Annotated in this window: 20 protein-coding genes and 1 tRNA gene; 5 read left to right on the top strand and 16 right to left on the bottom strand. The window is 63.2% G+C overall.

The window, feature by feature from the left end:
- Positions 1–22: 22 nt before the first annotated feature.
- The 15 genes from nuoI to rpsO form a co-directional block, all read right to left on the bottom strand.
- On the bottom strand, positions 23–547 hold the full coding sequence (nuoI, locus tag AC3ANW_RS09355; RefSeq protein ID WP_488344899.1) for an NADH-quinone oxidoreductase subunit NuoI: 525 nt from the start codon (positions 545–547) through the stop codon (positions 23–25).
- A gap of 7 nt (positions 548–554) precedes the next feature.
- Positions 555–1,631, bottom strand: coding sequence for an NADH-quinone oxidoreductase subunit NuoH (nuoH, locus tag AC3ANW_RS09350; protein WP_488344898.1), 1,077 nt, complete (start codon positions 1,629–1,631; stop codon positions 555–557).
- Positions 1,628–3,784: an NADH-quinone oxidoreductase subunit NuoG gene (gene nuoG, locus AC3ANW_RS09345; protein ID WP_488344897.1), complete on the bottom strand. Its 2,157-nt coding sequence runs from the start codon at positions 3,782–3,784 to the stop codon at positions 1,628–1,630. The genes nuoH and nuoG overlap by 4 nt, the downstream gene beginning before the upstream one ends.
- 21 nt (positions 3,785–3,805) lie before the next feature.
- The gene (gene nuoF, locus AC3ANW_RS09340; protein ID WP_488344896.1) at positions 3,806–5,164 is read right to left on the bottom strand and encodes an NADH-quinone oxidoreductase subunit NuoF; all 1,359 of its coding nucleotides are present in this window, start codon (positions 5,162–5,164) and stop codon (positions 3,806–3,808) included.
- Positions 5,161–5,685: an NADH-quinone oxidoreductase subunit NuoE family protein gene (locus AC3ANW_RS09335; protein WP_488344895.1), complete on the bottom strand. Its 525-nt coding sequence runs from the start codon at positions 5,683–5,685 to the stop codon at positions 5,161–5,163. Before AC3ANW_RS09335 ends, nuoF begins: the two co-directional genes overlap by 4 nt.
- Positions 5,682–6,935, bottom strand: a complete 1,254-nt coding sequence (locus AC3ANW_RS09330; protein WP_488344894.1) for an NADH-quinone oxidoreductase subunit D — start codon at positions 6,933–6,935, stop codon at positions 5,682–5,684. Before AC3ANW_RS09330 ends, AC3ANW_RS09335 begins: the two co-directional genes overlap by 4 nt.
- Positions 6,936–6,939: 4 nt before the next feature.
- Complete coding sequence (locus AC3ANW_RS09325; RefSeq protein ID WP_488344893.1) at positions 6,940–7,557, bottom strand: NADH-quinone oxidoreductase subunit C; 618 nt, start codon at positions 7,555–7,557, stop codon at positions 6,940–6,942.
- Positions 7,558–7,582: 25 nt separating this feature from the next.
- The gene (locus AC3ANW_RS09320; RefSeq protein ID WP_318634854.1) at positions 7,583–8,065 is read right to left on the bottom strand and encodes a NuoB/complex I 20 kDa subunit family protein; all 483 of its coding nucleotides are present in this window, start codon (positions 8,063–8,065) and stop codon (positions 7,583–7,585) included.
- 27 nt (positions 8,066–8,092) lie between these two features.
- Complete coding sequence (locus AC3ANW_RS09315) at positions 8,093–8,452, bottom strand: NADH-quinone oxidoreductase subunit A (protein ID WP_318634853.1); 360 nt, start codon at positions 8,450–8,452, stop codon at positions 8,093–8,095.
- Positions 8,453–8,519: 67 nt separating this feature from the next.
- Positions 8,520–8,604, bottom strand: a tRNA-Leu gene (locus AC3ANW_RS09310).
- Between the two features lie 152 nt (positions 8,605–8,756).
- Entirely contained in the window at positions 8,757–9,149 is a 393-nt protein-coding gene (secG, locus tag AC3ANW_RS09305) for a preprotein translocase subunit SecG (RefSeq protein WP_488344892.1), read from the bottom strand.
- A 43-nt stretch (positions 9,150–9,192) separates the two neighbouring features.
- The gene (gene tpiA, locus AC3ANW_RS09300; RefSeq protein ID WP_488344891.1) at positions 9,193–9,942 is read right to left on the bottom strand and encodes a triose-phosphate isomerase; all 750 of its coding nucleotides are present in this window, start codon (positions 9,940–9,942) and stop codon (positions 9,193–9,195) included.
- Between the two features lie 10 nt (positions 9,943–9,952).
- Positions 9,953–10,939, bottom strand: a complete 987-nt coding sequence (locus tag AC3ANW_RS09295; protein ID WP_488344890.1) for an NAD(P)H-quinone oxidoreductase — start codon at positions 10,937–10,939, stop codon at positions 9,953–9,955.
- A gap of 81 nt (positions 10,940–11,020) precedes the next feature.
- Positions 11,021–13,141 carry a polyribonucleotide nucleotidyltransferase gene (pnp, locus tag AC3ANW_RS09290; RefSeq protein ID WP_488344889.1) on the bottom strand — a complete coding sequence of 707 codons (2,121 nt, stop codon included), beginning with the start codon at positions 13,139–13,141 and terminating at the stop codon, positions 11,021–11,023.
- 221 nt (positions 13,142–13,362) lie between these two features.
- Positions 13,363–13,629, bottom strand: a complete 267-nt coding sequence (gene rpsO, locus AC3ANW_RS09285; RefSeq protein WP_488344888.1) for a 30S ribosomal protein S15 — start codon at positions 13,627–13,629, stop codon at positions 13,363–13,365.
- Positions 13,630–13,807: 178 nt separating this feature from the next.
- Between rpsO and AC3ANW_RS09280 the strand changes: the two genes are divergently transcribed.
- A complete protein-coding gene (locus AC3ANW_RS09280) occupies positions 13,808–14,020 on the top strand; it encodes a hypothetical protein (RefSeq protein ID WP_488344887.1) in 213 nt (70 codons plus the stop codon).
- Positions 14,021–14,084: 64 nt separating this feature from the next.
- Positions 14,085–14,570, top strand: a complete 486-nt coding sequence (locus AC3ANW_RS09275) for an Hsp20/alpha crystallin family protein (protein WP_488344886.1) — start codon at positions 14,085–14,087, stop codon at positions 14,568–14,570.
- Between the two features lie 236 nt (positions 14,571–14,806).
- On the opposite strand, the gene tsaD is transcribed toward AC3ANW_RS09275, so the two are convergent.
- The gene (tsaD, locus tag AC3ANW_RS09270) at positions 14,807–15,847 is read right to left on the bottom strand and encodes a tRNA (adenosine(37)-N6)-threonylcarbamoyltransferase complex transferase subunit TsaD (RefSeq protein WP_488344885.1); all 1,041 of its coding nucleotides are present in this window, start codon (positions 15,845–15,847) and stop codon (positions 14,807–14,809) included.
- Between the two features lie 125 nt (positions 15,848–15,972).
- Between tsaD and AC3ANW_RS09265 the strand changes: the two genes are divergently transcribed.
- From AC3ANW_RS09265 to AC3ANW_RS09255, 3 genes are all read left to right on the top strand, one after another.
- The gene (locus AC3ANW_RS09265) at positions 15,973–17,166 is read left to right on the top strand and encodes a hypothetical protein (RefSeq protein WP_488344884.1); all 1,194 of its coding nucleotides are present in this window, start codon (positions 15,973–15,975) and stop codon (positions 17,164–17,166) included.
- A gap of 39 nt (positions 17,167–17,205) precedes the next feature.
- A complete protein-coding gene (locus AC3ANW_RS09260) occupies positions 17,206–18,468 on the top strand; it encodes a nitrate- and nitrite sensing domain-containing protein (protein ID WP_488344883.1) in 1,263 nt (420 codons plus the stop codon).
- A gap of 371 nt (positions 18,469–18,839) precedes the next feature.
- Positions 18,840–20,039 (top strand): CmpA/NrtA family ABC transporter substrate-binding protein, encoded by a 1,200-nt coding sequence (locus AC3ANW_RS09255; protein ID WP_488345390.1) that lies wholly within the window; start codon positions 18,840–18,842, stop codon positions 20,037–20,039.

Raw genomic sequence — 20,039 nt, 5'->3', positions numbered from 1 at the left:
TTTTCAGGAGCCTCGTGGCGCCTCAGCGGTACTTGGCGTCCGCAGCCTTGGCCGCCGAGATTTCCTTCTCGTAGCGGTCACCCACAGCCAGCAACATGTCCTTGGTGAAGTACAGGTCGCCACGCTTCTCGCCGTGGTATTCGAGGATGTGCGTCTCGACGATGGAGTCGACCGGGCAGCTCTCTTCGCAGAAGCCGCAGAAGATGCACTTGGTCAGGTCGATGTCGTAGCGGCTGGTACGGCGGCTGCCGTCGTCGCGCACTTCCGACTCGATGGTGATGGCCACTGCCGGGCAGACCGCTTCGCACAGCTTGCAGGCGATGCAGCGTTCTTCGCCGTTGTCGTAGCGGCGCAGCGCATGCAGGCCGCGGAAACGCGGCGACAGCGGGGTCTTCTCTTCCGGAAACTGCACGGTGATCTTGCGACGGAAGGTGTATCGGCCGGTCAGGGCCATGCCCTTGAACAGCTCGACCAGCATGAAGCTCTTCAGGAAGTCGCGAACCGAAAAGGCAGACGACGTGGATGGAGGTGTAGCGACGGCGCTCATCGTGTTTTTACTTCCAGATATTCCAGGATGTCTGCATCCAGCCGCCGACGATCAGCAGCCAGACCAACGTGACGGGAATGAAGATCTTCCAGCCCAGACGCATGATCTGGTCGTAGCGGAAGCGCGGGAAGGTGCCGCGGATCCAGATGAAAAGCGAGAGGACGAAAAAAGTCTTGGCGGCGAGCCAGATCCAGCCGGGGATGAAGTCCAGGAAACCGACCGGCGACAGCCAGCCACCCAGGAACATCAGCACCGCCAGGATCGACACCAGCCACATGCTGGCGTATTCGGCCAGGAAGAAAATGGCGAAACCCATGCCCGAGTACTCGACCATGTGGCCGGCGACGATTTCGGCTTCGCCTTCGACGACGTCGAACGGATGGCGGTTGGTTTCAGCGACACCGGAAATCAGGTAGACGATGAAGATCGGCAGCAGCGGCAGCCAGTTCCACGACAGGAAACTGACGCCCCGGTCAGCGAAGATGCCCTTGGCCTGCGAGGCAACAACGTCACCCAGGTTGAGGCTGCCGGTGACCATGATGACCACCACCAGGCAGAAGCCCATGGCGATTTCGTAGCTCACCATCTGGGCCGAAGCCCGCAGCGCGCCCAGGAAGGCATATTTGGAGTTGGATGCCCAGCCGGCGATGATCACGCCGTACACCTCGATCGAGGTAATCGCCATGATCAGCAGCAGGCCGGCATTGACATTGGCCAGTACCACATCGGGCCCGAAGGGGATGGCGACCCATGCGGCCAGCGCCGGCATGATGGCCATCACCGGACCCAGGCGGAAAAGTCCACCGGCAGCGGCCGACGGGTTGATCAGTTCCTTGGTCAGCAGCTTCACCGCGTCGGCGATGGGTTGCAGCAGCCCGAACGGACCGACCCGATTGGGACCGTGCCGCACCTGGATCCAGCCCAGGAACTTGCGTTCCCACAGCGTCGCGTAGGCCACGGCGCCCAGCAGCGGCAGCAGGACGCAGATGATCTTGATGAGTGCCCAAAGGACCGGCCAGACAATGGCCGGCCACCAGGAAGCGGCGACCAGACCCAGGCCGCCGTTGTAGATGCTATCGATCATGCTGGCACGCCCTCTTCGGCGGTCAAGACGGCCGAGCTTGCAGCCAGGCGCGCGTCGGCGGTGAGTTGCAGCGAGACTGCGCGGCGCACCATGCCGTCCAACTGGTAGATGGAAGCCACGACAGGAGCCGCGACATTGCTCGACAGAGCGCTGTTCGCGGCCACGGTGGTGGCGTTGGACAGGCGTTCGGCCGGCACGTGGGTCGCATCGGCGGGCAGGCCGTTGCGGATCTGTGCCAGCACTTCCTGCGAGGATTCGAAGTCGAAACCTTGCAAGCCGAGCAGGTTGCCCAGCACTCGGATGACCTTCCAGGCCGGACGGGTCTCACCACGAGGCTTGACCACCGCGTGGAAGCTCTGGATGCGGCCTTCGGCATTGACGAAGGTGCCCGATGTTTCGGTGAAGGGAGCGATGGGCAGCAGCACATCGCTGATGTCCAGGTTGCTCTTGAAAGGGCTCAGGGTAACGACCATCTGGGCGTTGCCCACGGCCTTGCCCGACAGCGGCGTATCGAGTCCGGCTTCGACATCCAGCAGGAGGGCCGCCTTCAGGCCGCCATTCAGCATGGCACCGGCATCCAGGCCACCGTTCTGCGGCACTGCGCCGACGAACTGGGCGCCGACGGTGTTGCCGGCCTCGGTCAGGAAACCGACACTGGCGCCGGTCTGCTCCCCGATCCACTGGGCGACCGCCAGCAATTGCGATGCATTGGCATGGTGCGCGACACCGTTGCCCAACAGGATGGCCTTGCGGTCGCCACCGGAAAGCGATGCGGCGATGGCCTTGGCGGCGTCGTCGGCTTCGACTGCCAGCGGAGCGGCAACGCCCTTGTCGGCAGCAATGGTGGCGGCGATGCCACCCAGCACGTCGAGCCATTGGTCGAACGATGCAGAAACCGAGGTGGCCAGCGGAATCGCCCAGCCGGCGGCGCCGACGGCTACCGCATGCACCGAGCCACCCTTGCGGGCTGCTTGGCGAATGCGCTGGGCGAACAGCGGATGGTCCTTGCGCAGGTTGGAACCCACGACCAGCACACGTTGCAGCGAAGTCAGGTCTGCGATCGGCAGGCCCAACCAGCGAACCGCACCGCTGGGGGCAGCGGTGAAGTCGGCATTACGCAGGCGGTAATCGATGTTGTCGCTGCCCAGCCCGCGCACCAGGGCGCCGGCGAGTTGCAGCTCTTCGAGCGTGCTGTGCGGACTGACGAGTGCACCGATGGATGCGGCACCGTGGTCGGTCTTGATCTGGCGCAGGCCGTTGGCCACATATTCCAGAGCGGTCTGCCAGTCGACAGATTTCCATTCACCGCCCTGCTTCAGCATGGGTTGCGTCAGGCGTTGGTCGCTATTCAGGGATTCGTAAGAGAACCGGTCGCGATCGGCGATCCAGCATTCGTTGACCGCTTCGTTCTCGAGCGGCAGAACCCGCATGACCTGGTTGTTCTTGACCTGCACGATCAGGTTGGCACCTGTGGAATCGTGCGGGCTGACCGACTTGCGGCGCGACAGTTCCCAGGTACGGGCGCTGTAGCGGAAAGGCTTGCTGGTGAGCGCGCCCACCGGGCAGATGTCGATCATGTTGCCCGACAGTTCGCTGTCGACCGTATCGCCCATCACCGTGGTGATTTCGGAATGCTCGCCCCGATGGATCATGCCCAGTTCCATGGCGCCGGCGACTTCCTGGCCGAAACGCACGCAGCGGGTGCAGTGGATGCAGCGGCTCATCTCTTCCATGGAGATCAGCGGGCCGACGTCCTTGTGGAACACGACGCGCTTTTCTTCCGCGTAACGAGAAGCCGAGCCGCCGTAGCCGACCGCGAGATCCTGCAGCTGGCATTCGCCGCCCTGATCGCAGATCGGGCAATCCAGCGGATGGTTGATAAGCAGGAATTCCATCACCGACTGCTGGGCCTTGATGGCCTTTTCGCTCTTGGTGCGGACGATCATTCCGTTGGTGACGGGCGTTGCGCAGGCCGGCATCGGCTTGGGCGCTTTTTCCACTTCCACCAGGCACATGCGGCAGTTGGCCGCGATGGACAGCTTCTTGTGATAGCAGAAGTGCGGGATGTAGGTGCCGGCCTTTTCGGCGGCGTGCATCACCATGCAGCCTTCGGCGACTTCGACCTTCTGGCCGTCGAGTGAGATTTCAACCATGTCGTGTTCTTTCCGCGGATATCAGGCGTGAGCCGTGCCGGCGGAATTCTTCCTCTGCTGGATCAGAGCCTCGAACTCGGGGCGGAAGTGCTTGATCATGGCGCGCACCGGCATGGCCGCTGCATCGCCCAGGGCGCAGATGGTGCGCCCCTGAATGTTGTCTGCGAGAGAGTTCAGCAGGTCGAGGTCACCCTCGCGGCCGTGCTCGTGCATGATCCGGTCGATCACGCGCCACATCCAGCCCGTGCCTTCGCGGCAAGGCGTGCATTGGCCGCAGGACTCGTGCATGTAGAAGTACGAAAGGCGCAGCAGCGATTCGACCATGTCGCGCGAATCGTCCATCACGATGACCGCGCCCGAACCCAGCATGGAGCCGGCCTTGGCAATGGAGTCGTAGTCCATCGTGCACTGCATCATGATGTCGGCCGGCAGCACGGGCGAGGACGACCCACCCGGAATCACGGCCTTGAGCTTGCGCCCCTTGCGTACGCCGCCGCACAGCTCGAGCAGCTTGCTGAATGGCGTGCCCAGCGGAATCTCGTAGTTGCCGGGCATTTCGACGTCGCCGGACACCGAGAAGATCTTGGTGCCGCCGTTGTTCGGCTTGCCGCAGGCGAGGTATGCAGCGCCACCGTTGCGGATGATCCATGGGACCGCCGCGAAGGTTTCGGTGTTGTTGATCGTGGTCGGCTTGCCGTAAAGGCCGAAGCTGGCCGGGAACGGCGGCTTGAAGCGCGGCTGGCCCTTCTTGCCTTCGAGCGACTCGAGCAACGCAGTTTCTTCGCCGCAGATGTAGGCGCCGAAACCATGGAAGGCGTGCAGCTGGAAGCTGAAGTTGCTGCCCAGGAGCTTGTCGCCAAGGTAGCCGGCCGCCCTCGCCTCTTCGAGTGCTTCCTCGAACCGTTCGTAGGTCTGGAAGATCTCGCCGTGGATGTAGTTGTAGCCGACCGAAATGCCCATCGCGAAGGCCGCGATGATCATGCCTTCGATGACGATGTGGGGATTGAACTGCAGGATGTCGCGGTCCTTGCAGGTACCCGGTTCGCCTTCGTCCGAATTGCAGACCAGGTATTTCTGGCCCGGAAACGCACGGGGCATGAAGCTCCACTTCAGGCCGGTCGGGAAACCCGCGCCGCCACGGCCGCGCAACGCGGATTCCTTGACGGTGGCGATGACCTGGTCCTGCGTCATCGGCTCGGCGCCGTCAGCGCCCTGAAGGATCTTGCGCAGGGCCGCGTAGCCACCGCGGGCTTCGTAATCCTTCAGGCGCCAGTTGGTGCCGTTCAGGTCGGCATAGATCTGGGGCTCGATATGGCGGTCGTGGAAACAGGTCTGGACACCGGTCGCCTGGAACTGCGACAGAACTTGTTCGGCGTTCATGCTTGTGCTCCCTTGAGGCCTTCGATCAGCTGGTCGAGCTTCTCTTCGCTCATGAAACTGCACATGGTGCGGTCGTTGACCAGCATCACCGGCGAATCGGCACAGGCGCCCAGGCATTCGCTCTGCTGAAGCGTGAACATGCCGTCAGGCGTGGTGCCGCCCATCTTGATGCCCAGCTTGTTCTCGAGGTAATGCAGCGCCTTCTGGCCGTCGCGCAACTGGCACGGCAGGTTGGTGCAGACGTTCAGCTTGTAGGTGCCCAGCTTGTGCTGGTTGTACATGTTGTAGAACGTGGTGACTTCGCGCACCGCGATCTCGGGCATGCCCAGGATCTCGGCGATCGTCGCTTCGCTGGCCTGGCTGACGTAGCCCTGCTCCTGCTGGGCGATCGACAGGCAGGCCATCACGGCCGACTGGCGTTGTGCGTAGGGATACTTGGCGATTTCCTTGTCGAAACGCGCCAGCGCGTCGGCCGACAGCGGCACGGCTTCAGCGGATGTATGGGTATGGCCCGAGCTCATCGGTCGATCTCCCCGAAAACGATGTCCAGCGTGCCGATGACGGCAACCGCATCGGCAATCATGTGGCCGCGCGCCATCTCGTCCAAGGCGGCGAGATGCACGAAACCCGGCGCCCGGATCTTCAGGCGGTAAGGCTTGTTGGCACCGTCGCTCATGAGGTAGATGCCGAATTCGCCCTTGGGATGTTCCACCGCTGCGTAGGCCTCGCCTTCGGGCACGTGGAAACCTTCGGTGAAGAGCTTGAAGTGATGGATCAGCTCTTCCATGTTGGCCTTCATCGACTCGCGAGCCGGTGGCGCAATCTTGTGGTTGTCGGTGATCACCGGGCCGGGATTGGCCTTGAGCCACTGCACGCACTGCTTGATGATCTTGTTCGACTGGCGCAACTCTTCCATGCGCACCAGATAACGGTCGTAGCAGTCACCGGTCTTGCCGACCGGAATATCGAAATCCACCTTGTCGTACGCGTCATAGGGCTGCTTCTTGCGCAGGTCCCAGGCGATACCGGATCCGCGCAGCATCGGGCCTGTCAGGCCGAGGTTGAGCGCGCGCTGCTGGTCCATCACACCGATTCCGACCGTGCGTTGTTTCCAGATGCGGTTGTCAGTCAGCAGCGTGTGGTATTCGTCGCAGTTGTGGTCGAAGCGGTTCGTGAAGTCTTCGATGAAATCGAGCAGCGAACCCTGGCGGTTCTCGTTCATTCGAGCGAGTGCGCGGGCATTCTTGATCTTGCTGACCGTGTACTGCGGCATGGTGTCCGGCAGGTCGCGGTACACGCCGCCCGGACGGAAATAAGCAGCATGCATGCGCGCGCCGGAGACGGCTTCGTACATGTCGAACAGGTCTTCGCGTTCACGGAACGCATAGATCAGGATGGTCGAGCTGCCGCAGTCGTTGCCGTGCGAGCCGAGCCACATCAGGTGGTTCAGCATGCGGGTGATTTCGCTGAACATCACGCGGATGTATTGCGCGCGGATCGGAACTTCCAGACCGAGGAGCTTCTCGATGGCCAGGCAATAGGCGTGCTCGTTGCACATCATCGAGACGTAATCCAGGCGGTCCATGTAGGGCAGCGACTGGATGAAGGTCTTGTGTTCGGCCAGCTTCTCGGTGGCACGGTGCAACAGCCCGATGTGCGGGTCGGCGCGTTGCACGACTTCGCCGTCGAGCTCGAGCACCAGGCGCAACACGCCGTGGGCGGCCGGATGCTGCGGACCGAAGTTGAGGGTGTAGTTCTTGATTTCAGCCATGGCTCTAGTGCAGTCCGCCGCCGTAGTTGTCTTCGCGCAGGATGCGGGGGGTGACTTCGCGCGGCTCGATCGAGACGGGCTGGTAGACCACACGCTGCATTTCGGCGTCGTATCGCATTTCGACGTGACCCGACAGCGGGAAGTCCTTGCGGAACGGGTGCCCGATGAAACCATAGTCGGTCAGGATGCGACGCAGGTCTTCGTGGCCTTCGTAGACGATGCCGAACAGGTCGAAAGCCTCGCGCTCGAACCAGTTGGCCGAGTTCCACAGGAAGTTGACAGAAGGCACCACCGGCAGGTCGTCGTCGGTGCAGAACACCTTGACCCGCACGCGCTGGTTCAGGCTGACCGACAGCAGATGGGCTACCGAGCAGTAGCGGGCGCCTTCGTAGGCACCTTCGCGGTAGGTGGAATAGTCCACGCCGCAGATGTCGATGAGTTGCTCGAAGCGGCAACCCGGCGCATCGCGCAGGGTCTGCATCACCTCGAGGTAATTTTCCAGTGGCACGATCACGGTGACTTCGTCCAGGCGGATCTCGATCCGTCGGGCCTTGTCACCCAGCGTGCTCACCAGGGTTTCCTTCAGCGCCTCGGGGGCGACTGCAAACGTTTCGGCTGTCATCGGGGGCGGTTTTTCGAAAGCGCGCTCAGACGCGGGCGATGGTGTTGGTGCGGCGCACCTTCTGCTGCAGCTGGATGATCCCGTAGATCAGCGCTTCAGCCGTGGGTGGGCAGCCCGGCACATAGACGTCGACCGGCACGATGCGGTCGCAGCCGCGCACCACCGAATAGCTGTAGTGGTAGTAACCGCCGCCGTTGGCGCAGGAACCCATGGACAGCACCCAGCGCGGCTCGGCCATCTGGTCGTAGACCTTGCGCAATGCTGGCGCCATCTTGTTGCACAGCGTGCCGGCGACGATCATCAGATCGGACTGGCGGGGACTGGCGCGGAACACTTCTGCGCCGAAACGACCGATGTCGTAACGGGCTGCTGCAGCGTGCATCATTTCGACCGCACAACAGGCCAGACCGAAGGTCATGGGCCACAACGAGCCGGTCTTGGCCCAGTTCACCACCGAGTCGTACGACGTCGTGATGAACCCTTCTTTCAGGATTCCTTCAATTGCCATGGCTTTTGCTCCTTGCCTGCTGATCCGTCATTCCCAGTCGAGGGCGCCTTTTTTCCATTCGTAGGCGAAACCCACGACCAGAATGCCCAGGAAGATCACCGCTGCCCAGAATCCGACCGGACCGATGGTTTTCAATGCCACGGCCCAGGGGAAAAGGAAGGCGATCTCGAGATCGAACAGAATGAAAAGGATGGCGACGAGGTAGTACCGGACGTCGAACTGCATGCGGGCGTCTTCGAAGGCTTCAAAGCCGCATTCGTAAGGGGAGTTCTTGGCCGCATCGGGCCGATTGGGGCCCAGCAGATAACCCAAGGCCTGAGGGGCGACTCCGACCCCTATACCGACCAGGATGAACAGAAGGACGGGGAGGTACTGGCTGAGGTTCATCTGGGGTGGCCCTATCGCGTCTCTCGTGACGGGCCTGCAAGCAAGAAGCATGCAGACCCGTCTTGTATGGTGCCGTCGGCGAGACTCGAACTCGCACAGCTTTCGCCACTACCCCCTCAAGATAGCGTGTCTACCAATTTCACCACGACGGCTTTTTTCTACTGTTCGGATGGCATGAGGACTGGAGGTTGATTTACATCTGACCTGCAGTTTGTGGCTTTCCGAACAGACTCGAATTCTACCCTGTAATCGTGCGGGTTTTTACCGCCCGGGAAGAAGTTTTGACCAACTCTTATAGAAGTCTTCAGGGAGCCTTGGGAGTCGATGCCGGAGCAGCAGGTGCTGTCGGCGCATTACCCGGGATCTGCGATGCCGGGCCGGTATCGACCGGAGCAGCAGGAGCCGTCACGGGCGCAGGGGTCGACACGCGGTCGAGCACACTGCCGGAATCGCCTCCGCGCAGGTTGCCGAAATAAGCCAGCGCCAGGGTCGCCACAAAGAAGACTGCTGCCAGGACCGCCGTGGTGCGCGACAGGAAGTTGGCACTGCCGCTGGCACCGAACAGGCTGCCGGCGCTGCCGCTGCCGAACGCGGCACCCATGTCGGCACCCTTGCCGTGCTGGACCAGGATCAGGCCGATCATGGCCAGGGCGGAAACGATCTGGACGACCAGGATCAGGTTGTGGACGATGTGCATATCAAAATCTCTCGGACAGGAAAACGCTAAAAAATTGGAGCAATCAGCTGGCAGCGGCCACGATGGCCAGGAAATCAGGCGCCTTCAGCGATGCGCCACCGATCAGGCCGCCGTCGATGTCTGCCTGGGCCAGCAGCTGCGCGGCATTGACGGCATTCATGCTGCCACCATAAAGAATCGGTTGCGCAGCGATGGCATCGCCGGCCGCCTTCAACTGGGCACGCAATGCGGCGTGCACTGCCTGGGCCTGCCCGGGGCTGGCGGTCTTGCCGGTGCCGATGGCCCACACGGGTTCATAGGCCAGAACCATGCCAGCGGCATCGTCACCCAACAGCTTCAGTACGGCAGCCAGCTGGCGTCCGACCACCGCGTCGGTCTCACCCGCTTCGCGTTCGGCCAGGGTCTCGCCGACACACACGATGGGCGTGATGCCCTGTTTGAGTGCGGCATGGGCCTTGACCGCCACCGTGGTGTCGGTCTCGCCATGGTACTGGCGGCGCTCGGAGTGGCCGACGATGCAATACGCTACGCCGAAATCACCCAGCATGGCCGCAGAGACTTCACCGGTATAGGCGCCGGACGCATGGGCCGAGACGTCCTGCGCGCCCAGCGCCAGGGCACTACCGGCGACGCGGGCGGAGACCTGCGCCAGATAAGGTGCCGGCACACAGGCGACTACCTGGCAAGCAGGCGTACCAACGCCCGACAGCAGACCGTCGAGCAGTGCTGCGTTGGCAGCCAGGCCGCCGTTCATCTTCCAGTTGCCGGCGACTAATTTTTTGCGTTGCTGCATTTGAATGAAATTACCAGGTCAGGACGATCTTGCCGACATGCGCACCCGACTCCATCAGGGTGTGCGCATCGGCGGCGCGCTCGGCGCCGAAGGTCTTGTTGATGACGGGACGGATACGACCCGAAGCCAGAAACGGCCAGACGTGTTCGCGCAGCTGCGCGGCGATGCCGGCCTTGAATTCGACCGAACGCGGACGCAGCGTGGAACCGGTCACCGTCAGGCGGCGACGCAGCAACTGGCCGGCATTGAACTCGGCCTTCGCGCCGCCCTGCACCGCGATGATCACGATGCGGCCGTCTTCGGCCAGGCACTCGATCTCGCGCGAGACATAGGCGCCCGCCACCATGTCGAGCACCACGTCGACACCCTTGCCGCCGGTGATGCGTTTGGCTTCTGCGACGAAATCCTGCGTCTTGTAATTGATGGCATGGTCGGCGCCGAGGTCCAGGCAGGCCTGGCACTTTTCGTCGCTGCCGGCTGTCACGATGACGGTGGCGCCCATCGCCTTGCCGAGCAGGATGGCGGTCACGCCGATGCCGCTGGTGCCGCCCTGCACCAGCAGGGTTTCGCCCGCCTGCAGGCGACCGCGCATGAAGACATTGCTCCACACCGTGTAGAAGGTTTCGGGCAGCGCCGCACCCTCGACATCGCTCAGGCAAGCGGGCACCGGCAGGCAGAGCGGTATGGCTGCGGTGGCGTATTCGGCATAACCGCCGCCGGGCAGCAGCGCACAGACGCGGTCGCCCAGTTGCAGGCCGGCAGCTGCCAGTTCTGCAGGCTCGCCCTCCTCCACCACACCAGCCACTTCAAGGCCGGGGATGTCGGAAGCACCCGGCGGCACCGGGTAGTTGCCAGTGCGCTGCAGCACGTCCGGACGATTGATGCCACTCGCGGTCACGCGGATCAGCAACTCGCCCGCAGCAGGCACCGGCCTGGGCCGCTCGACCGCCACCAGCACCTCGGGCGCACCGTATTGCGTGATTTCGACAGCTCGCATTGGAATCATCCTTCTGGACAGTTGACAGGCAAACGGGCTGCAGCGGCCGTGATGCCGCTGCAGCCCGTCAAAGCTCAGCGCTTAGGACTGAGGCTGCTCGTTGTATGCCGGACGGTCCAGCAGAGCCTTCATGGACAGCTTGACGCGGCCCTTTTCGTCGGTCTCGAGGACCTTGACCTTGACGATCTGGCCTTCCGACAGGAAATCGGTGACCTTCTCGACGCGCTGGTGGGCGATCTGGCTGATGTGGAGCAGGCCATCCTTGCCGGGCAGCAGGTTGATGAGTGCGCCGAAGTCCAGGATCTTGACGACCGGGCCTTCGTAGATCTTGCCGATTTCGACTTCAGCGGTGATCTGCTCGATACGGCGCTTGGCGGCGTCGGCCTTGTCCGAATCGGACGACGCGATGGTGATCGTGCCGTCTTCGTCGATATTGATCTGGCAACCGGTTTCTTCGGTCAGCGCACGGATCACCGAGCCGCCCTTGCCGATCACGTCGCGGATTTTTTCCGGATTGATCTTCATGGTGAACAGCTTGGGAGCGAAGTCCGACACGGTGGTGTTGGCGGTGCTCATGGCGCTGTTCATCTCGCCCAGGATGTGCAGGCGGGCTTCCTTGGCCTGAGCCAGTGCGACCTGCATGATTTCCTTGGTGATGCCCTGGATCTTGATGTCCATCTGCAGCGCGGTGATACCGGCGGCGGAGCCTGCGACCTTGAAGTCCATGTCGCCCAGGTGATCTTCGTCACCCAGGATGTCGGTCAGCACGGCGAAGCGGTTGCCGTCCTTGATCAGGCCCATGGCGATGCCCGCCACGTGGGTCTTGATGGGCACGCCGGCGTCCATCATGGACAGGCAGCCGCCGCAGACCGAAGCCATCGACGAAGAGCCGTTCGACTCGGTGATTTCCGACACCACACGGATGGTGTAGGGGAATTCTTCCTTGCTCGGCAGCACCGCGGCCAGGGCGCGCTTGGCCAGGCGGCCGTGACCGATTTCGCGGCGCTTGGTGCTGCCCATGCGACCGACTTCGCCGGTGGCGAAGGGAGGCATGTTGTAGTGGAACAGGAAGCGGTCTTCGTATTCGCCGGCCAGTGCGTCGATGCGCTGGGCGTCACGTTCGGTGCCCAGCGTGGTGATGACCAGCGCCTGGGTTTCGCCGCGGGTGAACAGGGCCGAACCGTGGGTACGGGGCAGCACGCTGTTGCGGATTTCGATGGGGCGCACGGTGCGGGTGTCGCGGCCGTCGATGCGGGGCTCGCCCGACAGGATCTGGCTGCGCACGATCTTGGCTTCGATGTCGAACAGCAGGCCTTCGACCTTGACGCTGTCGACCGCCGAACCATCCGCCTTCAGGCCTTCGATGACGGAAGCTGTGGCTTCACGCAGGGCTTGCGTGCGGGCCTGCTTGTTGCGCAGCTGGTAGGCGGCGCGCAGCTTTTCTTCGGCCAGTGCGCCGACCTTGGCGATCAGCGGTTCGTCCTTGGCGGGAGCTTGCCAGTCCCAGACCGGCTTACCGCCGTCACGCACCAGTTCGTGGATTGCGTTGATGGCGATGTTGCCCTGCTCATGGCCGAACACCACGGCGCCCAGCATGATTTCTTCGGACAGCTGCTGGGCTTCCGACTCCACCATCAGCACGGCGGATTCGGTACCGGCGACGACCAGTTCCAGCAGCGAGTTCTTGCGGGCGGTCTGGCCCGGGTTCAGCACGTATTCGCCATTGATGTAACCCACGCGGGCTGCACCGATGGGACCGGCGAAAGGAATGCCGGACACGGCCAGCGCGGCGCTCACGCCGATCATGGCGGCGATGTCCGCGTCGACTTCAGGGTTCAGCGACACGGTGTGGATGACCACATGCACGTCGTTGAAGAAACCTTCGGGGAACAGCGGGCGGATCGGGCGATCGATCAGGCGGCTGGTCAGGGTTTCGTGTTCGCTCGGTTTGGCTTCGCGCTTGAAGAAGCTGCCGGGGATCTTGCCTGCGGCGTAGGTCTTCTCGATGTAGTCGACGGTCAGCGGAAAGAAGTCCTGGCCCGATTTGGCGGTCTTGGAAGCGGCAACGGTAGCCAGCACCACGGTGCCTTCGATATCGACCAGCACGGCGCCGCCGGCCTGGCGTGCGATTTCACCGGTCTCCAGGCGGACGGTGTGTTGACCCCATTGGAAGGTCTTGGTGACTTTGTTGAAGATGCTCATATGAGTTCTGCTCCTGTCGGTTGTCGTTGTGATGGTGTGTCGGAGCCGGGAGTCCCGTCAGAAGACGATGCCATTCCAGGGGCGCTCAAGGGGCGCAACGCCTCTGGAATGACACAGCTTCGATCCGTGAGGGGTCTTGTCCGGCTGAGGATTTGAAATGCGAAATGCAAAAAACGCCTGAGCTAGCAGGCTAACTCAGGCGTTCTTTCATCTGCCCTGGCTTACTTGCGCAGGCCCAGCTTGGCGATCAGTGCGGTGTAACGCGACGGATCCTTGGCCTTCAGGTAGTCCAGCAGCTTGCGGCGGCGGCTGACCATGCGCAGCAGGCCGCGGCGACCGTGGTGGTCCTTGGCGTGGGTCTTGAAGTGGGGGGTCAGTTCGTTGATACGAGCGGTCAGCAGAGCCACTTGGACTTCCGGGCTGCCGGTGTCGTTTTCAGCACGAGCATTGCTCTTGACGACTTCGGCCTTGAGAGAGGAGGCGATCATTTCAGTATTTCCGGTAGATATTTAACTTGCGAGCGGCGCTGGAAATGCGCTGCACGTGCGCCTTGCAGGAGGCAAAGCCCGTCGATTATAGCCCGAATGGCCGAGGCAGCCGACGAACGGTCGCCGGCGCCCTGCAAACCACTGGACGATGACAGTCCGTCCACGATCCGAAACCCCCATGCCCAATCGCCGCACCGCCCTCCTCGTCCTGCTGATCGCCGCTCCGCTTTCGTTGTCGGCAGCCACCACCACACGCCGCCGCAATGCGAAGGCCAGGACCAATCCAAAAGACAACGGCGAGACACAGGCCGACCGTGACCGCCGCATGACACGCGAATGCCGGCACCTGCCGAACGCCGGCGCGTGCCAGGGTTTCGGTTATGGCTCCTGATGGGCGCAAGGAAATAGTCCTGCGCAAAAGGAATTCAAGATACCGCCCGGCATATTTTCATCGGGTGAATAAAGCTCTTGAAATGCCGAATGGCGTGCGCAGATTCCATTCCAAGCGGCAATCGAGGTTGAGAGCCGCGCACCGTACAGGAGCTTTTACTGTGTTCTATACCCCCGCACGTCGCCAGGCTTATGTTTCCCAACCGCGTTCCGTGGACCAGACGCTCGAACGTTTTCTCGCCAATGCATTTACGCAGGGCACTCGGCAATCCACCGCTCAGGCGCCTTCGGTGAAGCAGGAAGAAAACGCCGTGGTGCTGACGCTCGACGTTCCCGGCCTTTCGCGTGAACAGATCACCATCAGCATCGAGGCGAATATCGTCAGGCTCGAAAGCATTGCAGATGCACCGCGCAAACTGAAGCTGGCTTATGAACTGGCACAGGATATCGATGCCGATGCCAGCGAAGCCAAACTCGAGAACGGCGTGCTGACTTTGAAACTGGCTCGCAAGGCCGTTGTTTCTACTGCGAGAAGCCTCGCCATTTCCTGAACCCGCAGATCCCGGGTTATTCAAGGCCCCGGCGTCGGGTGGTAATGACCATCCGCGGCAGGGGCCTTTTTGTTTTGGTCGTGGGATCCAACATTTCGTGTCCGGCGGGGCCAGGATAAATCGGTGAACCGCACCGAGATCAGGGAACCGGAGGAGGCAGGAGCCGATACGGCGGGACTCGATCGGGCGAATTGCACCGACCTGGAAACCTCGCTGCCCTCCATGACAGCGCAAACTCAGGATTCGCCGAGCATCCAGCGCGGACGCACATCGAATGCATAGGTGTGCGTCGGCTGCGCCACTCCGGCGGCTACACGCATGGCCGCAGCCATGGCGATCATGGCGCCGTTGTCGGTGCAAAGATGCAGTTCCGGGTAGTGCGTTCGAACGCCCAGGCGTGCGCATTCGGCATTCAGCTGCATCCGCAGCAGGCGGTTCGCCCCGACACCGCCGGCTACCACCAGCCGATCCAGGCCAGTCAGCCGCAGCGCCGCAACCGACTTCCTGAGCAGCACTTCCACGATGGCCGCCTCGGTCGAAGCGGCCAGGTCGGCTTTGCGCGCTTCCAGCTGGTCGCCCAGTTTCTTGGCTTGGGTCAGTACCGCCGTCTTGAGTCCGGCGAATGAAAAGTCGAGGTTGCCGCTGCGCATCAGCGGGCGCGGCAGGGCGAAGGCGGCCGGGTCGCCCTGCTCTGCCAGTCTGGAAAGCGCCGGCCCGCCCGGATAGCCGAGACCCATCAGCTTGGCGGACTTGTCGAAAGCCTCGCCGGCCGCGTCGTCGATGGTCTCGCCCAGCAAGGCATAACGCCCCACGCCGTCGACCCGCATCAACTGGGTGTGCCCGCCGGATACCAGCAAGGCGACGAACGGAAATTCCGGTGGGTCGGCGCTCAGGAAGGGCGACAGCAGATGGCCTTCGAGGTGGTGAACGCCCAGTACCGGGAGACCCCGTGCCGCCGCCATCGAACAGGCGACGCCCGCCCCCACCAGCAAGGCGCCGGCGAGGCCCGGCCCGCGGGTGTAGGCGATCAGGTCGACGTCGTCCAGTGTGCGGCCCGCGCCCGCCATCACTTCGTCGGACAAGGGCAGAACACGGCGAATATGGTCGCGGCTGGCCAGTTCTGGCACCACGCCACCGTAAGCGCGGTGCATGGCGATCTGGCTATGGAGTGCGTGGGACAGCAGGCGAGGCACACCCGCGCCTTCCGCGCGCACCAGGGCAACGCCGGTTTCGTCGCAGGAGGATTCGAAACCGAGAACAGTGAAATCTTGGCGCATACGGAAAGTGTAGAGGCATCGAAACTGCCCATTCGCCTACGGCGCAGGCATTTCGTACGACGAGCCGCCGGCTTTCTACTGCAAACCCACAGTTCTTGACGTCGCCCACTCTTGCAGGTTTCGCCATGTACCAGAACCCCTTGCCGCCGGTGTCGCGCACCGGCTATTCAGGTCCGATTCTTCCGCCTGCCGAACTGGCTCGTGGCACGGTCGGCAAAGCGCCATACGACCCGCCCAGTCCATTGAACGGCGCGCCCGAGCCGCGTCAGCTGGCACGGACCGAATCTTTCGGCTACCCGACCGCCGGCAGCGCCGAAGCACAGGCCTATCTGGATGCGCTGCAGCGCGATGCCGACCCGCAGGCAAGTCTCGTCGCGCGCAGGCGCAGCGCCTCGGCGGAACCCACCACGCCCCAACGCGAATACTGGAACGCGTCCAAGGCCACGCGGATAAAGACCTACGCCGACCTCTTGCGCACCCACCCGGTCGCTGCGGCCGCCTATCGCAAGTTCGTCACCACGTCTTTTTCGGCAGATGACAGCGCCGAGAGCGAACGTATCGACAGATGGATGGATCAGGCCGCGACCTTCATCCGACGGGGAGCCGACCTGCTGGCCGCGGCGATGCGGAGGGCGGGCGAAAACATATTGCCTTTCGTCAGGGAGGAAGTCACACGCCAGATCGACGACGGTCTCGCCCTGCTGCTCCGCCAGCCGAACCCGCCTCCGACACTCACTCAGACCGAGACCGTGCTGGTGCGGGCCGAGGCGGAGCGCGGCCGGCGCATCGCCGAGATCGACACCTTCTATGAACAGGCATTGCTCGGTGGCAAGATCGTCGGCCTGCCGCCGGTCAAGCAACACACCACATCCTGGATCGTCGACGGCCGGCTGGTTTTCGAAAAACTGGAAGACGCCCTGAAAATGGCGCCACGCGAGGTGTTCGTCGACTACATGGATGTCTGGCCGTCGACCCGCAGTCTCAAAAACACCCAATACGGGCCGCTGAACTTCCACGGAGAACGGCCCAATCGCATCGATTATCGCGACACGAGTTTCAAGTTGCGATTCTGGAACTCGGCGGACGACGTCTTCCAGACCATCGCTCAATCGCCCGAACCCGATGGCGGCTACGAAGCCAACCGCTATCGCCTGCGCGGCGGTCCGTGGCTGCCATTTCCCACCTCGACGACGCTGGAGCTCGAATTGATCAAGGCCAGCGCATTCGCCAGGATCCACGCGGCCGCCCGCCATGCGACCCAGGACCCGCCAGCGGTCGCGCCGCAACCTCCAGCCGACGGACTCGACCTGCCCTGGTGACAATACCGGCACGCAGCTTGCTGCGTTTCCTTGGACTCCATGAAATCCGGCCTCAATTTTCTCGTCGCCGCGCGCCAGTGCGAAATCCGCGAACTCGAACAGTTGCTGCTCACCAGCGAACTGGTGCGTCGCACCGCCGACCTGATTCACGCTTTGCAGAAGGAACGCGGGCTCACCAACCTCTTCCTGGGTTCGCAAGAGTCGGCTTTTGTCCAGCAACGGAAAAAACAGCTGGCGGCCAGCGACCTGGCCGCGACCCGCTGGCGATCGGCCCTGGAGCAACTCGACACCGACGGCGTACGCATCGGCAACGGCGCCCGGCTTTTCAGCCGCATCGCCTATGCCCTGCAAGGCATGCTCGCGCTGGCCGGGCTGCGCGAACGGGTAGAGGCTCGCAAGCTCGAAAGCGGCGAATCGACCCGCAGCTTCAACCGGGTGGTGACCGCCCTGCTGGGCGTGGTGTTCGACGCGGCCGACAGCGCCAGCGACCCCGAGCTTTCGCGGCTTCTGGTGGCCATGTTCCATTTCATGCAGGGCAAGGAATTCACCGGCCAGGAACGCGCGGCCGGTGCCGCCGCCTTCGCCCAGGGAAAGGTCGAACCGGCGCGTCAGCAACACTGGCTGCACCTGATCGAATCGCAGGAGCGCTGCTTCAACGTCTTCTGCGATTTCGCCGAACCGGCTCACATCGGACTCTGGCAGGCCTGCCTGGGCGGCTCGGCAGTGGCCGAGATCGAACGTCTGCGCCGCGTCGGCTGCACTGCGCCGGTCGGCAGCGAACTCGACCGCGCACTCAGCGCGACCTGGTTCCACGACTCAAGCGAACGCATCGACGCCATGCATGCGGTCGAGGTGAAGCTCGCTTCCGACCTGGTCGCGCGCAGCGAACAAAAACTGCGCCACGCCAGGGCCGACCTGCAGGCCCAGGCGGCGCTGCTGGCCGCCGCGGCATCGGCGCCCGACGCCGCGCCCGGCGCATTTTTCGACAACCCGCTGCCGCGCACCGAAAACGGCTCGCCCTCGCTCGGCCCGCACCTCGAACGTTCGGTACTGGAAATGGTGCAGGAGCAGTCGCACCGCCTGCAGGCGATGGCCGACGAACTTGCCAACGTTCGCGCCGCCCTCAATGAGCGCAAGCTGGTCGAACGCGCCAAGGGCCTGCTGATGGCCCATCGCCATCTGAGCGAGGAAGACGCCCACAAGATGCTGCGCCAGACCGCCATGAGCCAGGGCAAACGGCTGGTCGACGTGGCCGAAGCCGTGCTGTCCATGGCCGACCTGCTACCCGCGAAGGCGCGCTGAGCCGGCGGTACCGCCGCAGTTTGGTGCGGCGCACCAGGACAGCTCCTCGAAGCGGCGCATTCCGCCCGATCAGGGTCGAAAACGCCTGGCACGACTCCTGCATGAACGGTGGTACGACTTCGGGCCAATGGCGGTCCGGGGTCATCAGTCACCCCACGACATCTGGACAACGGCGTCCATTCCCGGCCAAAGCGCAAGCGGCCGGGAATGGACGCCGTTTCTGTTTTCCAGTCCGCATTTTTCGTCTCGACCAGCAAGGAGTTCCGACCATGGCCCAGAAGATTCCCGGTACCACCGACCACGACGCCGCCACAGTGCCGACCACCGCCGTCGCCGCTGCCTCCGGAGTGGCCGCGCCGCGCCGCGACTTCATGCGCAAGGCGGGCGCCACCGCCCTCTTCGCCACACTGGGCCACAGCGGCGTCTGGGCCGCCGGCTCCGACAAACCCGAGAAGGAAGAAGTCAAGATCGGCTTCATTCCGCTGACCGACTGCGCCAGCGTAGTCATGGCCTCGGTGCTCGGTTTCGACAAGAAATACGGCGTGAAAATCGTGCCCAGCAAGGAAGCCAGCTGGGCCGGCGTGCGCGACAAGCTGTCCAACGGCGAACTCGACATGGCCCACGTGCTGTACGGCCTCATCTACGGCCTGCACCTGGGCGTCGGCGGCCCCAGGAAAGAAATGGCCAACCTGATGGGCCTGAACCGCAACGGCCAGGCCATCACGCTGTCGAAGGCGTTGGCCGACAAGGGCGCGGTCGACGGCCCGTCGCTCGCCAAGCTGATGGCATCCGACAAGCGTGAATACACCTTTGCCGGCACATTCCCCACCAGCACCCACACCATGTGGCTCAACTACTGGCTGGCCGCCGCCAACATCAACCCCGTCAAGGACGCCAAGGTGATCGTGGTGCCGCCGCCGCAGATGGTCGCCAACATGCGGGTCGGCAACATGGACGGTTTCTGCGTGGGCGAGCCCTGGGGCCAGCGCGCCATCATCGACAAGATCGGTGTCACCGCCACCACCACGCAGGACATCTGGAAGGACCATCCCGAGAAGGTGCTGGGCACCCAGGCCGCCTTCGTCAAGGCCCACCCCAACACCTGCCGAGCCGTGATGATGGCGGTCATGGAAGCCGGCAAGTGGATCGACGCCAGCCTGCAGAACAAGACGAAGATGGCCGATGTCATCGCCGAGAAGAGCTACGTCAACACAAGCGCCGACGCCATCAACCAGCGCATCCTCGGCCGTTATGAAAACGGCATGGGCAAGACCTGGGACGACCCGAACCACATGAAGTTCTTCGACGACGGCGCGGTCAACTTCCCCTACCTGTCCGACGGCATGTGGTTCCTGACCCAGCACAAGCGCTGGGGCCTGCTGAAGGAACACCCCGACTACCTCGCCGTGGCGAAACAGATCAACCAGATCGACCTGTACAAGGACGTCGCTGGCGCCATGAAGGTCGCCGTGCCGAAAGACCCGATGCGCACCAGCAAGTTCTTCGACGGCACGGTTTGGGACGGCAAGGACCCGGCCAAATACGCCGACAGCTTCAAGATCAAGGCCTGA

It is taken from the genome of Xylophilus sp. PBN-3R (assembly GCF_057747805.1).
The sequence above is the reverse complement of the archived record's forward strand: the minus strand, read 5'-3'. Positions and strand labels throughout refer to the sequence as shown.

Excerpts from the sequence above, each read along its gene's own strand:
- AC3ANW_RS09280 (WP_488344887.1), top strand. The coding sequence starts at position 13,808 with ATGCCCAATCGCCGCACCGCCCTCCTCGTCCTGCTGATCGCCGCTCCG.
- rpsO (WP_488344888.1), bottom strand. The coding sequence starts at position 13,629 with ATGATCGCCTCCTCTCTCAAGGCCGAAGTCGTCAAGAGCAATGCTCGT.
- AC3ANW_RS09295 (WP_488344890.1), bottom strand. The coding sequence starts at position 10,939 with ATGCGAGCTGTCGAAATCACGCAATACGGTGCGCCCGAGGTGCTGGTG.
- nuoF (WP_488344896.1), bottom strand. The coding sequence starts at position 5,164 with ATGAACGCCGAACAAGTTCTGTCGCAGTTCCAGGCGACCGGTGTCCAG.
- AC3ANW_RS09320 (WP_318634854.1), bottom strand. The coding sequence starts at position 8,065 with ATGGCAATTGAAGGAATCCTGAAAGAAGGGTTCATCACGACGTCGTAC.
- AC3ANW_RS09265 (WP_488344884.1), top strand. The coding sequence starts at position 15,973 with ATGTACCAGAACCCCTTGCCGCCGGTGTCGCGCACCGGCTATTCAGGT.
- secG (WP_488344892.1), bottom strand. The coding sequence starts at position 9,149 with ATGCACATCGTCCACAACCTGATCCTGGTCGTCCAGATCGTTTCCGCC.
- nuoG (WP_488344897.1), bottom strand. The coding sequence starts at position 3,784 with ATGGTTGAAATCTCACTCGACGGCCAGAAGGTCGAAGTCGCCGAAGGC.
- AC3ANW_RS09325 (WP_488344893.1), bottom strand. The coding sequence starts at position 7,557 with ATGACAGCCGAAACGTTTGCAGTCGCCCCCGAGGCGCTGAAGGAAACC.
- AC3ANW_RS09260 (WP_488344883.1), top strand. The coding sequence starts at position 17,206 with ATGAAATCCGGCCTCAATTTTCTCGTCGCCGCGCGCCAGTGCGAAATC.
- AC3ANW_RS09315 (WP_318634853.1), bottom strand. The coding sequence starts at position 8,452 with ATGAACCTCAGCCAGTACCTCCCCGTCCTTCTGTTCATCCTGGTCGGT.
- nuoH (WP_488344898.1), bottom strand. The coding sequence starts at position 1,631 with ATGATCGATAGCATCTACAACGGCGGCCTGGGTCTGGTCGCCGCTTCC.
- tpiA (WP_488344891.1), bottom strand. The coding sequence starts at position 9,942 with ATGCAGCAACGCAAAAAATTAGTCGCCGGCAACTGGAAGATGAACGGC.
- AC3ANW_RS09330 (WP_488344894.1), bottom strand. The coding sequence starts at position 6,935 with ATGGCTGAAATCAAGAACTACACCCTCAACTTCGGTCCGCAGCATCCG.
- tsaD (WP_488344885.1), bottom strand. The coding sequence starts at position 15,847 with ATGCGCCAAGATTTCACTGTTCTCGGTTTCGAATCCTCCTGCGACGAA.
- AC3ANW_RS09335 (WP_488344895.1), bottom strand. The coding sequence starts at position 5,685 with ATGAGCTCGGGCCATACCCATACATCCGCTGAAGCCGTGCCGCTGTCG.
- AC3ANW_RS09255 (WP_488345390.1), top strand. The coding sequence starts at position 18,840 with ATGCGCAAGGCGGGCGCCACCGCCCTCTTCGCCACACTGGGCCACAGC.
- nuoI (WP_488344899.1), bottom strand. The coding sequence starts at position 547 with ATGAGCGCCGTCGCTACACCTCCATCCACGTCGTCTGCCTTTTCGGTT.
- pnp (WP_488344889.1), bottom strand. The coding sequence starts at position 13,141 with ATGAGCATCTTCAACAAAGTCACCAAGACCTTCCAATGGGGTCAACAC.